Origin of the sequence: uncultured Succiniclasticum sp. (assembly GCF_902793885.1) — a bacterium.
GTDB lineage: Bacteria > Bacillota > Negativicutes > Acidaminococcales > Acidaminococcaceae > Succiniclasticum.
Genome location: NZ_CADBFF010000020.1, coordinates 18609 through 32906, shown reverse-complemented (window position 1 = coordinate 32906; position 14298 = coordinate 18609). Strand labels below are relative to the sequence as shown.

The following is a 14298-nucleotide window of genomic DNA, read 5'->3' as shown; positions in this document are numbered from 1 at the left end:
TTTTGTTATAATGAAATAGAATAATTATGAGTAAAATTTTATATGTAAAGGAGTTTTTTGATGAAAACGAAATCTGTTTTTTTGTCTGTTGCGCTGAGCGTCGTCTGTCTTGCCGCTTCCAATGCGGAAGCGTGTACCACGACCATTGTGACAAAGGGCGCCTCTGCGGACGGCAGTGCGTATGTCACCCATTCCAACGATTCATTCTCCAGTGATCCGAGCATCGTATATGTGCCGGCGAAGGATCATCCGGCCGGCGCTATGCGAAAGGTGTACCCTTCCGCCATCGCCTGGGACGATCTGCCGGAGTACGAATGCTACTCGAATCCCCGCCTCGTGGCGCCAGAGCGGGCGGAGGCGTATGTGTATCCGGGAAAGAAGCAGACAAAACCCCTGGGAGAGATTCCCGAAGTGGCTCATACCTATGCCTATATCGACAGCGATTACGCCGTCATGAACGAGCACGGTCTGATGCTGGGCGAATGCACGAATAATTCCCTCCACCTGGAATATCTGGAACCGAAAGAAGGCCGCGGTATTTTTTATGCCTCTGAGCTGGGGCGTGTTGCCCTGGAACGCTGCCGCACGGCACGGGAGGCGGTTCAGCTCATGGGCGGCCTGATTGACAAATACGGTCTGTGGGGAACCGGCGAGACGCTGCTGGTGGCGGACCGGGAGGAAGGCTGGGTGCTGGAGATGCAGCCTACGCCCACGGGCAAGGGTGGTTTTTGGATCGCCCAGCGCGTGCCGGATGGGGAATTCTTCGTGGCAGCGAACCAGTTCCGCATCCACGCCATAAAACCGGGGAGCCTGGATCAGATCTTTAATCCGCAGCTGCCTGACATGTTGAAGAAAGCGGGCTGGGCCGCCTATGATAAAAAGGGCAATCTGGACTGGGTGCGCTCCATGAAAGCCGCGGAGGACTTCCATCCGTATTTTGCCCTGCGGCGGGTCTGGCGCGCGCTGTCTCTTGTAGCGCCTTCATCGAAGCTCCCGGCGAAGGTAAAGAACTGGGATACGGAGGCCTATCCTTTCTCCGTTCGTCCCGATCATCCGCTGACCCTGGCGGAGATTATGGATCTGCATCGCGATGCTTACGAAGGAACACCCTTTGACCGGCGTAAAGGAGAAAATGCCGGTCCCTTTGCCTTGCCTTACCGGTACGGCAAAACAAAATGGGAACGTTCTATCACCAGCTCAAACATTGCTTATACATGGATCGCCCAGGTAAAGGACAGTCTGCCCCGGCCGATTTTCTGGCTCGCCATGAGCGCCCCGGCGGAAAGCACCTATGTTCCGCTTGCGGTGGCGCCCCTGCCGGAAGCCTATGCGAAGAACGACCGCGCAAAATACGATCCGGCTAAAGCATGGTGGATTTCCCAGCAGGTTACGACCCTGACCAAAGGGTATTACAGTGCGATGGCTCCCAAAGTGTTGGAGGCGGCCCATAAAGGGGAACAGCGTTCCATGGAACTGGTTGCGTCTGCGTCCGGCCAGTCGAAAGAAGAGTTTGCACAAACCCTGCGCGGTAACGCGGACCGTGTCCTTACGGACTGGCGCGGACTGTACGGAAAACTTCTGGCGGACCATGACGGCGGTCACGGCTTGGAGTATGACAAGGCGTTCCAGCCCAAGGCGGACAAGGTATTGAAGTATTAACGGGAACCGCTGCAACGTGTAAGCGCGGGCATACAAAATCGGATTTTTCTAATGGTCGTGGTACTTCCGCGGTTGTTTGGATGTAACCAGGGCTTTAGATTAAAAAACAAAGGGCATTTTCACGTAAAAACTAAAAATGAAAACAAAAAAACGCGCCTTTGCGGACAGATAGGTTCTGCCTGTAAGGGCGCGTGTGTTTTTGTGTTGCATTATTATAATCATCAGAAGGTTTTTATCTCCGACTTCGGCAATAATTTATGCAACTGTTTTCTGATGAAGATGCTTTTGCAAAAAAACGATTCAGAATTTTTCCAGCCGGTCTCCAATTTGCCGGTAACGGTAGTCTTTGGCAGCGTTCCAGAAATGTACGTTGACCGTGCCGCCGTTCGCTAACAGGTCTTTCAGTTCGACGGAGTTCAGCAAATTGATGCGGATGGAAAGTTCAATGATGGAGTCAAGAGTTAAGTTTTCCGCATCGGCGGCTTTCGTGACGCGATCCGATCTGCTTTCGGCGCCGCTGCGGTCTGTGCAGTCCAGAAAAACGGTTTTTCCTTCCGCGTAATCGGCTACATCGGCCAGCAGACGTTTTGTGGAATCCTGCTGATAATAGCGGGGCGTTTTGTTCAGGGTCACTTTAAAATCTTCTGCCGGCCTGTACAGTACCTGCAACGGTTTTCCACCGTAGGGGTTTGGGTAGGTCAGCAGTGTTTCCGATTTGTTTTCGGTAATTTCCGCGTCTGCATGAAGCAGGCTTTTCAGCTGTTCATTTAATAATGTTAGTAAGATATTCAAAGAGTTCACCTTCTTTCCTCAAGGAATCGCTGATTAAGGAATCGCTGATTAAATGAGTTTGTGCCCGGCTGGCATGCAGACGGATTCATCAGTGGTTCCCTAATATTATATCATATTATTCGTAATTATAAAGCGCGGTTGTACTATCCGAAAATTTAAGGAAACGCATTTAATCGGCGTCTCCTTATCGCAGGCGGAGAATCAGGCGCTGGCGGAGCTTCAGGACAAAAGGAACGGGAAAGAATACAAAATTCAGCAAGTTTAACGTTGCGGAAGAGTCTTTGATACGATATAATAAAGTGAATAATATTGTAATGGAATATTATGATATTAGGTACGAATTGCAGAACAGATTAGAGGAATGTATTGTTAAGTTTAATGAAAAGGGGAATCGATTTATGGCAACTATGAAAACAATGGACGGCAACGAGGCCGCCGCTTACGCATCCTATGCTTTTATTGACGCAGCCTGCATTTATCCCATCACGCCGTCTTCGCCCATGGCGGAACACGTGGATGAATGGGCTTCCGCAGGCAAAAAGAATCTGTTCGGACAGACGGTAAAACTGTTGGAGATGCAGTCGGAAGCCGGCGCTGCAGGCGCGGTACACGGCTCGCTGCAGGCAGGCGCCCTGACGGCTACCTATACTGCCTCCCAGGGTCTGTTGCTGATGATTCCTAACATGTATAAGATTTCCGGCGAACTGCTGCCGGGCGTGTTTAACGTTTCAGCCCGTGCGCTGGCTACCAGTAACCTGAGCATCTTCGGCGATCATCAGGATGTGATGGCCTGCCGTCAGACCGGTTTCGCCATGCTGGCGGAAGGCAGCGTGCAGGAAGTTATGGACCTTACCGGCGTAGCCCATATGGCTGCCATTAAGGGCCGCGTTCCCTTCCTGAACTTCTTTGACGGCTTCCGTACGTCCCATGAAATTCAGAAGATTGAAGTATTCGATTACAAAGATTATGCGGACATGCTGGACTGGGAAGCTGTAAAGGCGTTCCGGCAGCGGGGCCTGAACCCGGATGCTCCGGTAATGCGCGGCACGGCCCAGAATCCGGATACCTACTTCCAGAGCCGCGAAGCTGTTAATAAATACTATGAAGCGATTCCGGAAATCGTAGAAGATTACATGGCCAAAGTCAGCAAGATCACCGGCCGTGAATATCATCTGTTCAATTACTATGGCCCGAAAGACGCGGACCAGCTAATCGTGGTTATGGGTTCCGGCCAGGAAACCGCCCTGAAGACCGCGGAACTGGTGAATGCCGCCGAGGGAACCAAGATCGGTGTACTGGCTGTGCATCTGTATCGTCCGTTCTCTGTGAAACATTTCCTGGCTGCGGTTCCGAAAACAGTGAAAAAGGTTGCGGTGCTGGACCGTACCAAAGAGCCGGGCAGCCTGGGCGAACCGCTGTATCAGGATGTCTGCAGCGCATTCTATCAGAGCGACATGAAACCGGTCATCGTGGGCGGCCGTTTCGGTCTGGGCTCCAAAGAATTTACGCCGACCGAAATGTACGCAGTCATTGAAAACCTGCGTCAGGCTGCGCCGAAGAACGGGTTTACCGTTGGCATTAACGACGACGTGAACAACACCTCCCTGTCCAGCAGCAAGATCCTGAACGCCACCCCGAAGGGAACCAAGGGCTGCAAATTCTGGGGCCTGGGTTCCGACGGTACCGTTGGCGCCAACAAGAGCGCCATCAAGATCATCGGCGACCACACTGATATGTATGCGCAGGGTTATTTCGCTTACGATTCCAAGAAATCCGGCGGCATTACCGTATCCCATCTGCGGTTCGGCAAAGAGCCCATCATGGAACCGTACCTGATCAAAGACGCTGACTATGTGGCTGTTCATAATCAGTCTTATGTTTACAAATATGACATTATGTCCGGCCTGAAAGAGGGCGGCAACTTCCTGCTGAACTGCAGCTGGTCGCCGGAAGAACTGGATGAGAAACTGCCGGCTGCCGTAAAACAGTACATTGCGAAGAAGCATGTTAATTTCTATATCATTGACGCGGTGAAGATTGCGCAGTCCATCGGCCTGGGCGGCCGCATCAACATGATCATGCAGTCCGCGTTCTTCAAACTGGCGGATATCATTCCGCTGGCCGACGCGGTGAAATATCTGAAAGACGCCGTGGAAGCATCCTATGGCATGAAAGGCCAGAACGTGGTTGACATGAACAATGCGGCCATCGACAAAGGCATCGAAGCCATTGTGAAAATTGATGTTCCCGCTGCCTGGGCGGATGCCAAAGACAAAGTGGAAACCAAGAAGACCGGCAATGCGTTCATCGATGATATCCTGGTTCCGGTTAACCGGCAGGAAGGCGACAAACTGCCTGTCAGCATCATGGCCCGTCACGCCGACGGCACTTTCCCGGTTGGCACTTCCGCTTACGAAAAACGCGGTATCGCCATCAACGTGCCGGAATGGGACGTGGAAAAATGTATCCAGTGCAACCAGTGCGCCTTTGTCTGCCCGCACGCTGCCATCCGTCCGGTGCTGCTGAACGACGCGGAAGCGGAAAAGATCGGCTATCCGTCCAAACCGGCCATGGGCGTAAAAGACGGCAGCAAGTTTGCCATGGTAATTTCCCCGTACGACTGCCAGGGCTGCGGCAACTGTGCCCAGATCTGCCCGGCGCCCGGCAAAGCGCTGTTCATGAAACCGCTGGATACCCAGCTTGACAAAGCGCCTGCCTGGGATTATGCGGTGAATGAAGTGACGGAAAAACCGAATCCCATGAAGAAGAATACGGTGAAAGGTTCCCAGTTCGAACAGCCGTTGCTGCAGTTCTCGGGCGCCTGCTCCGGCTGCGGTGAAACGCCGTATGTAAAACTGGTGACCCAGCTGTTCGGCGATCGCATGATGGTGGCCAACGCTACGGGCTGCTCCTCTATCTGGGGCGCTTCTTCCCCGTCCATGCCCTATACCGTGAACAAGAAAGGACACGGTCCGGCCTGGGCTAACTCCCTGTTTGAAGATAACGCGGAATATGGTTTGGGTATGTTCCTGGGCGTGGAACAGTCCCGGGACCGCGTGGAAGAACTGATCGATGCGGCATTGGCAGCAGGCAAAGGCTCTGCGGATCTGCAGGCTGCCATGAAAGACTGGAAAGAAAACAAGAATGTCAGCGAAGGCACCCGGGAACGGGCGGACAAACTGGCGGAACTGTTAGCGAAAGAAGCAGGCGCGGACGCAGCGCTGCAGGAAATCCTTGACCTGAAACAGTTCTTTATCAAACGCAGCCACTGGATCTTCGGCGGCGACGGCTGGTCCTATGATATCGGCTACGGCGGACTGGACCATGTGCTGGCCAGCGGCAAGAATGTAAATGTTCTGGTTCTGGATACGGAAGTGTACTCCAACACCGGCGGTCAGTCCTCCAAGGCGACCCCGACCGCTGCCATTGCGCAGTTTGCTGCCAGCGGCAAGCGTACCAAGAAGAAAGACCTGGGCATGATGGCTATCAGTTATGGGTACGTGTATGTGGCGCAGGTTTCCATGGGCGCAGACAAGAACCAGCTGGTGAAGGCGCTGACGGAAGCGGAAGCTTACGATGGCCCGTCCCTGATCATTGCCTACTGCCCGTGCATCAACCACGGCCTGAAAGCCGGCATGGGCTGCAGCCAGCTGGAAGAAAAACGCGCCGTAGCCTGCGGTTACTGGGCGACCTACCGTTACAATCCGGACCTGAAGGCACAGGGCAAGAATCCGTTCATCCTGGATTCCAAAGAACCTACCGAAAGCTTCCGGGATTACCTGCTGGGCGAAGTACGTTTCGCGTCCCTGCAGAAAGTCCGTCCGCAGCTGGCTGAAGAACTGTATAAGAAGACCGAAGCGGATGCCATGGAACGGATTGCAAACTACAAGAAAATGGCAGGAAAAGAATAAAGTTAAGTTAGGAAACACTGGCTGACGAGGCGGAGAGGAACAGAAAGCGTTTCCGTACATCTGAAATCAGCCGGAGAATCTCCGGCTGATTTTTTGGCTGTTTTTCTTGAAGCGGTTTTTCCTTTTATTTTTGAGAGAACGATAACTGAGTCAAACGATAAGAGAAGAATACAGTGATACATTTATGATAGTACATCTTTTTGCTTTTTTAGGCGGCGTAGGACTTTTCTTATATGGTATGGAACTGTTGGGCGGCGGTCTGCAGCAGGCTGCCGGCGCCCGGCTTCAGAAGGTGCTGCAGTCCCTGACGGGCGTGCCGGTGATGGGCGTGCTTCTGGGCGCGCTGGTAGCGGCGACCCTGCAGTCTTCCGCGGCAACCACCGTGATGTCGGTCGGTCTGGTCAACGCCGGTGTGATGACGTTAAAGCAGGCGTTCAGCGTGGTCATGGGGGCCAATATCGGGACGACCTTTACGGCCCAGCTGATTGCGTTCAAGCTGACCGATTATTTTACGGTCATGATCTTTGTCGGTGCCATGACCCGCGTCCTTGCCAAACGCAAGAAGGGTCAGTTCATCGGTCAGATCCTGCTGGGCTTCGGCCTGCTGATGCTGGGTATGAAGGTGCTCAGCGCCGCGGCGTCCCCCCTGCGCAGCAGTCCGGTGTTTGTAGAGTTCGTTTCCCGTTTTGCCGATAACCCGGCGCTGGGGGTTATCGTGGGTATCATCTTTACCATTATGGTCCAGTCCAGCGCGGCTACGGTCGGCATTTTGATGGCCATGGCCGGTCAGGGTCTGCTTCCCCTGGAAGGGGCTATCCCGGTGTTGCTGGGCGATAATATCGGCACCTGCCTGACGGCCATCGTGGCGGCTTCCCGGAGCAACACTTCGGCCAAGCAGGTGGCGCTGTCCCATGTGCTGTTCAACTCCTTTGGCTGCGTGATTTTCCTTGCGTTTCTGCCTTTGTTTGTCAAAGTCGTGCTGGCGATTTCCCCAGCAGGGGATATTGCCCGGCAGATCGCCAACTCCCACAGCGCCTTTAACGTGCTGAACACCCTGATTTTCCTGCCATTGATCACTCCGTTTACCCATCTCATTGAAAAACTGCTGCCGGATAAGGGCGATAAGATTTCCGTAAAGCCGCTGTACCTGAATGACGCGATGCTGGCAACCCCGTCCATCGCCATTGTGCTGGCGGAAAAAGAAGTGATCCGCATGGGAGAAGTGGCCCGGAAAAACATGCACGCGGCGGTGGAGTCCCTTGTGAAATACGATCCTGCTAAGGTGCAGTACGTGCTGGAACATGAACCGATCGTGGATAAGCTGAATGAAGAGATCACCCGGTACCTGACCCATATTTCCGAAAAAGGACTGGGCAGTTCCCTGTCCGCGAAGCACATGGCCCTGATGCATGCCTGCATTGATCTGGAACGGATCGGCGACCATGCCCAGACCCTGGTGAAGCGCAGCCGCAAAATTTTTGAGGAAAAAATCGTAATCTCCCCGGAAGCGCAGCAGGAGATTGCGGAAATCGGCAAGCTGATGGAACATTCGCTGGAAGTCAGCATGGAAAGCTTTGCGAAAAACGATCCGAAGCTGGCCGAAGAGGCCTGGAGTGTCTGCCGGCAAGTGAAAGCGGCGCAAAAGGAAATGCGGAAGAACCACATCCGGCGTCTGAACGAAGGCACCTGCCATCCGGATTCCGGCCTGGTCTTTTTGGAAATACTGATTAACATGAAGAGGACCAGCGACCACGCGAAAAATATCAGCCAGATGGTGCTGGGAATTTTTTAAAAAAGTTGTTGACAAAACCGAAAGGATACTTTATAATCAACCATGTTGTTACCGATGCGGAAATAGCTCAGTTGGTAGAGCACAACCTTGCCAAGGTTGGGGTCGCGAGTTCGAGTCTCGTTTTCCGCTCCATGTAAATCCATCCCGGTCCATCGGCCGGGATTTTTTATTGGCAGGAAAGCCTGCCGTAAAGAGACGGTTCGGTTTCAGGGGAACCGTCAGACGCTTTGCAGGTTTCACAGAAAATTTTCTTTTGGAAACTGGCTTTTTGGTTGTGTTTGCTTGTCAAATAGAGCGCGTTGTGATATTATATTGTAGCATTGTGAAAATGGGGTGGTTTTTGTGCCCCAAAATTTACAGGGTTATTACAATTAGTAACATATATTAAGGGAGGATTTTTTCAAATGAATGTAAGTGTTACCAGAGAAGGAAACGACGCGGCATTAAAGATTGCTGTTACTGCTGCCGAAGTTGACAAAAGCTTTAAACAGGCTGTAGCAAGGATTGCGAACCAGGTACGGATCCCCGGCTTCCGTCCGGGCAAAGCGCCTCGTAATATTATCGAAATGCATTACGGTAAAGCGGCCGTAAAGGAAGAAGCCTTCAATATCTGTGTGAACCGGGCTTACCAGCAGGCCATTGAAACGGAAAAGCTGATGCCGGTTTCCGATCCGGAAGTGAAGGATGAGAAAAAGGCCTTTGAAGAGTTTGCCGAAGGCAAGGATTTTGAAGTTGACGTTGCGGTTGTATTGAAACCGGAACCGGAACTGGGCGAATACAAAGGCATCCATGTGGATAAGAAAGAAGCCAAGGTTTCCGACGAAGACGTGGACAAAGCTCTGGAAGAACTGCGCAACCGCGGCGCGAAGATGGTGGATACCGATGACGAGACCGTGATTGAAAAAGGCGACTTCGCTATTATCGACTTTGCCGGTACGGTTGACGGGGAAGCCTTCAGCGGCGGCGAAGGCAAGGGTTATCCGCTGGAAGTCGGTTCCGGCTCTTTCATTCCCGGCTTTGAAGACCAGCTGATCGGATTGAAGAAAGATGACGACACCGATGTGGACGTAACCTTCCCGGAAAGCTACTTCGTTCCCGAACTGGCCGGCAAGCAGGCTATCTTCAAGGTGCATATCCAGGCTGTAAAGCATAAGGAACTGCCGGAACTGAACGATGAATACATTGCCAAGTACACCCGCTACAAAACCGTTGCGGAAGCCAAAGAAGATTATAAGAAGCACATGCAGGAAGCTGCGGAGCGGGATGCCAAAACCGAATATGAAAACGCGCTGATTGATACAGCCGTAAATAATGCAAAGATGGATGTTCCCCCGGTTATGATCGAAGACCGCATCACCCAGATGGTGGAAGAGATCAAACTGAATCTGGAAAGCCGTAAGATGACGCTGGACCAGTACATGGAGTACACCGGCATGGATATGGCGAAGCTGCGTGAGGCACAGCGTGAAGGCGCAGAAAAGAATGTCCGTACCGACCTGGTACTGGATGCGATTGCCAAGGCGGAAAACATCCAGGTCGATATGGCTGACGTAGATGCCCAGCTCCAGTCTATTGCAGACCAGAACGGCGCCCGTTTGGAAGATGTAAAGACCATCATCCGCAAGAACAACAACATGGGGCTGCTTCTGGCCAACATCCTGCGTCACAAGGCTGCCCATGTAATTTTGGACAACGCAAAATAATAAATAAGCGGTAAGCATGAGGAGCTGTCTGTGCGCATGTACAGACAGCCCTTTTGTCCTGAACGCGTAAAACGGTATAAAACAAATCTGGAAGGAGTGAACTGTATGAGTTATGTTCCAATTGTCGTTGAGCAGAATAACCGGGGCGAACGCTCCTATGATATTTATTCCCGCCTGTTGAAAGACCGGATCGTTTTTCTGACGGGCCCCATTACGGATGAAGTAGCAAATGTTGTCATCGCGCAGCTGCTGTTCCTGGAATCGGAAAATCCGGACAAGGATATTCATTTGTATATTAACAGCCCGGGGGGCAGCGTGACCGCCGGTATGGCGATTTACGATACCATGCAGTACATCAAGCCTGACGTATCTACCATCTGCGTAGGGCTGGCAGCCAGCATGGCTTCCATCCTGCTGATGGCCGGCAAAAAAGGAAAACGTTATGCCCTGCCTCACTCGGAAGTGATGATCCATCAGCCCCTGGGCGGGTATGAAGGCCAGGCGTCCGACATTGCCATCCACGCGAAAAATATTCTGCGGATCCGGGAAGAAATGTATGATGTAATCGTGAAACATACAGGCAAGACCAAAGAAGCTGTGGCCGCGGATACGGACCGGGATAACTTCCTGACGGCCAAAGAGGCGATGGCTTACGGTATCATCGACCAGGTCGTAGACCGTATGCCGGAAGAATAACCGGCTGTGTGAACGCAGCTGACCGGAACTACAGCCGCAGTAAATGCGGCGGACAGTTCCGGACCCGGGCAGATTGTGAAGCCCAAACTATAATTAATCAGACAGCAAGAGGAGTTACAGATGAGTTTTTCTGATAATAAAAAAAGTGATGTGATTTGTTCTTTCTGTGGAAAACGAAACGATCAGGTGAAGCGGATGCTGGCCGGTCGTAACGGGTACATTTGCGACGAGTGTATCGAATTGTGTTCCGAAGTCCTGAAAGAAGAATACGAACAGGATAATACGATTACGTCGCCGAAAGCGTTGCAGAACCTGCCGACACCGAAGGAGATCAAGGCGATTCTGGACGAGTACGTAATTGGGCAGGATGAGCCGAAGAAAACGCTGGCTGTTGCAGTGTATAATCATTACAAACGGATCAATTACGGAAGCACGCGGCCGGAAGATAAGGATGTGGAACTGCAGAAATCCAATATCCTGATGCTGGGGCCTACCGGCAGCGGGAAGACCCTGTTGGCCCAGACGCTGGCCCGGATCCTGCAGGTACCCTTTGCCATTGCGGATGCCACCACCCTGACCGAAGCCGGGTATGTGGGAGAAGACGTGGAAAACATTCTGCTGCGCCTGATCCAGAATGCGGATTACGATATTGAAAAAGCCCAGAGAGGCATTATTTATATTGATGAAATTGACAAGATCGCCAGGAAGTCGGAAAACGTTTCCATTACCCGGGACGTTTCCGGTGAAGGTGTGCAGCAGGCCCTGCTGAAAATCCTGGAAGGAACGACCGCCAATGTTCCGCCTCAGGGAGGGCGCAAACATCCCCATCAGGAATTCCTTCAGATCGACACGACCAATATCCTGTTCATCTGCGGCGGTGCGTTTGCCGGTCTGGAGAGCATCATTAAAGAGCGTATCGATACCAAGACCATGGGCTTTGGGGCAGACATTAAAAAGAAAACAGAGCTGAAGGCAGAGGATTCCCTGTTTAAACAGGTGATGCCGGAGGACCTGATGAAGTTCGGCCTGATTCCCGAGTTTGCAGGCCGGCTGCCGGTTATGGTCAGCCTGGATGCGCTGGATAAAGAAGCGCTGGTGCGCATTTTAAAGGAACCGAAAAACGCGCTGATCAAACAGTATCAGCATTTCCTGAGCATGGATAATGTAGAGTTGGTATTTGAAGACGGAGCCCTGGTGGCTATTGCGGAAGAAGCCCTGCGCCGGGAGACCGGAGCCCGCGGCCTGCGCTCCATCATTGAAGGAATCATGCGGGACGTAATGTACGAAGTGCCTTCCCGTACCGATGTGGTAAAATGTATTGTCACAGAAGACACAGTACGGAAGCATGTGGAGCCGGAACTGATTGTTGCCTGACGGAGGAAATAAGTTGGATACCCTTTCTCATATTTTGCCGCTGCTGCCCTTACGCGGCGTGGTGATTTTTCCCGGTACGGTGATGAACCTTGACATCGCCAGGGCAAGGTCGCTGAATGCTGTGAACGTGGCCATGCGGCATGGCAAAAAAATATTTATTGTTTCCCAGATAAAATCAGAAGCAGAAGAGCCGGCGCTGGATAATCTTTACAAAGTGGGCGTAGTTGCCGAGATCCGGCAGATGCTGAAACTGCCGGGTGGTTCGGTGCGGATTCTGGTGGAAGGGCTCTGCCGTGCAACTGCAGACCGGGTGACTGACGGTGTGGACGGCTGCTGGGCTGCTTCTATTACGGAACTGTCGGCCCGGGCGTTGAACGAAAACGGATTGGAACTGGAAACGTTGCGCCGTATGGTGGTTTCCGAATTTGAAAAATGGGTACTGCTGGGCAAAAAAATCAGTCCGGAGATACTGCTTTCGTTTAAAGATAATCCGGATGCAGGCATTGTGGCGGATACCATAGCCGGTTATCTGGATGTGAATCTGGCAACCAGACAGCTGCTGCTGGAAACGGTGTCTGTGAAAGCCAGACTGGAAAAACTGTATGAAATCCTGCACAAGGAAATGACGATTTCCGAGCTGGAAAAACGTATTGCCCAGAAGGTGCATCAGAATATTGAGCAGAACCAGAAAGAATATTATCTGCGGGAACAGATAAAAGTCATCAGCCAGGAACTGGGCGATGCGGAAGATGTTCATGCGGAAGCGGAAGAATACCGGGAAAAGATGAAGGCGCTGCCCCTGCCGGAAGAAGTAGTAAAAGGCCTGAACAAAGAGGTTGACCGCCTGTTCAAGATGCCCCCCATGATGGCGGAAAGCACGGTGATCCGGAATTATCTGGATACGGTGCTGGATCTGCCCTGGGGAAAATATGACAAAAACGGCTTTGATATTAACAAGGCTGCCCGGATCCTTGACAAACACCATTATGGCCTGAAGAAGGTCAAGGAACGCATCCTGGAACATCTGGCGGTACAAAAACTGGCAAAAACAAACAAGGCGCCGATCTTATGCCTGGTAGGCCCGCCCGGTGTGGGCAAGACTTCCATGGCGTTGTCGATTGCGGAAGCCGTCAACCGTAAGTTTACCCGGGTTTCTCTGGGCGGCGTGCGGGACGAGGCGGAGATTCGCGGACATCGCCGGACATACATCGGGGCCATGCCGGGGCGGCTGATTCACGGGATGCAGAAGGTAGGCTGCCTGAATCCGCTGTTCCTGCTGGATGAAGTGGACAAGATGGCCAGTGATTTCCGGGGCGATCCTGCTTCCGCGCTGCTGGAAGCGCTGGATCCGGAACAGAATCACGCCTTCAGCGATCATTTTATTGAGTACTCGTTTGATTTGTCTTCCGTGTTCTGGATCGTAACGGCTAATACGGTGGAAACCATTCCTCCTGCCTTGCTGGACCGGCTGGAGGTCATTGAGTTATCCAGTTATACGGAAGAGGAAAAGTTAAATATTGCCCGGCTTCATCTGCTGCCCAAGGAGATGGAAGCCAACGGCCTGACTGGAAAGACATTTTCCATTACCTCCGGCGCCATCCGGAAAATCATCCGGGAGTATACCAGGGAAGCCGGCGTGCGCCGTCTGGAACGGCAGCTTGCGAAACTGTGCCGCAAGGTTGCCTATCGTATTGTTACGGAAAAGGAAACCGACGCGAAGGTAACCGTGAAGAATCTGACGGATTATCTTGGTCCCTGCATTTATCTGGAGTCGGACCTGCGTGCCCGGGAAGAGGTTGGCATTGTGACCGGGCTGGCCTGGACCAGCGTGGGCGGCGAACTGCTGAAAGTGGAAGTACTGGCGGCGGAAGGGAAGGGCGGTATGACCCTGACCGGCCAGCTGGGCGACGTAATGAAAGAGTCCGCCCGGGCCGGTTACACGTATATCCGTTCCCGTTATAAAGAACTGGGATTAAAAGAAGACTTCTATGATAAAACGGATATTCATATCCATCTGCCGGAAGGCGCGATTCCCAAGGACGGGCCTTCTGCCGGTATCACCATGGTGACGGCGATGGTTTCGGCCCTGACGGGACGGCCTGTTAAAGCGGATCTGGCCATGACCGGGGAAATTACCCTTTCCGGTAAGGTGCTCCCGGTAGGCGGCATCAAGGAAAAAATGCTGGCAGCGCATCGCTACGGGGTAAAGACCGTGCTGCTGCCGGAGCGGAATATGCAGGACCTGACCGAACTGCCGGAAAAAGTGCGGGAGGATATTCAGTTTGTACCGGTGAACCATATGGATGAAGTGCTGAAACTGGCGCTGAAGCCGTAAGGATATCGTCGCAGTTGTGGTATAATATAATCAGAT

Annotated in this window: 8 protein-coding genes and 1 tRNA gene; 8 read left to right on the top strand and 1 reads right to left on the bottom strand. The window is 52.5% G+C overall.

Features of this window, described 5'->3' with window-relative positions; genetic code table 11:
- The first annotated feature begins 60 nt into the window (after nt 1-60).
- A complete protein-coding gene (locus tag QZV31_RS09820; protein ID WP_295360040.1) occupies nt 61-1659 on the top strand; it encodes a C69 family dipeptidase in 1599 nt (532 codons plus the stop codon).
- 300 nt (nt 1660-1959) lie between these two features.
- Here QZV31_RS09820 and QZV31_RS09815 read toward each other — a convergent pair whose 3' ends face one another.
- On the bottom strand, nt 1960-2451 hold the full coding sequence (locus QZV31_RS09815) for a hypothetical protein (RefSeq protein WP_295360037.1): 492 nt from the start codon (nt 2449-2451) through the stop codon (nt 1960-1962).
- A gap of 398 nt (nt 2452-2849) precedes the next feature.
- Here QZV31_RS09815 and nifJ point away from each other — a divergent pair, with 398 nt between their 5' ends.
- The 7 genes from nifJ (at nt 2850) to lon (ending at nt 14262) form a co-directional block, all read left to right on the top strand.
- Nucleotides 2850-6362, top strand: a complete 3513-nt coding sequence (gene nifJ / locus QZV31_RS09810; protein WP_295360034.1) for a pyruvate:ferredoxin (flavodoxin) oxidoreductase — start codon at nt 2850-2852, stop codon at nt 6360-6362.
- A gap of 184 nt (nt 6363-6546) precedes the next feature.
- Nucleotides 6547-8154 (top strand): Na/Pi cotransporter family protein, encoded by a 1608-nt coding sequence (locus tag QZV31_RS09805; protein ID WP_093912444.1) that lies wholly within the window; start codon nt 6547-6549, stop codon nt 8152-8154.
- Nucleotides 8155-8210: 56 nt separating this feature from the next.
- A tRNA-Gly gene (locus tag QZV31_RS09800) sits at nt 8211-8286 on the top strand.
- Between the two features lie 272 nt (nt 8287-8558).
- Entirely contained in the window at nt 8559-9857 is a 1299-nt protein-coding gene (gene tig, locus QZV31_RS09795; RefSeq protein ID WP_295360030.1) for a trigger factor, read from the top strand.
- 105 nt (nt 9858-9962) lie between these two features.
- Complete coding sequence (gene clpP, locus QZV31_RS09790; RefSeq protein WP_295360027.1) at nt 9963-10553, top strand: ATP-dependent Clp endopeptidase proteolytic subunit ClpP; 591 nt, start codon at nt 9963-9965, stop codon at nt 10551-10553.
- A gap of 120 nt (nt 10554-10673) precedes the next feature.
- The gene (gene clpX / locus QZV31_RS09785) at nt 10674-11927 is read left to right on the top strand and encodes an ATP-dependent protease ATP-binding subunit ClpX (RefSeq protein WP_295360024.1); all 1254 of its coding nucleotides are present in this window, start codon (nt 10674-10676) and stop codon (nt 11925-11927) included.
- A gap of 13 nt (nt 11928-11940) precedes the next feature.
- Nucleotides 11941-14262 (top strand): endopeptidase La, encoded by a 2322-nt coding sequence (gene lon, locus QZV31_RS09780; protein WP_295360021.1) that lies wholly within the window; start codon nt 11941-11943, stop codon nt 14260-14262.
- Nucleotides 14263-14298: the final 36 nt, after the last annotated feature.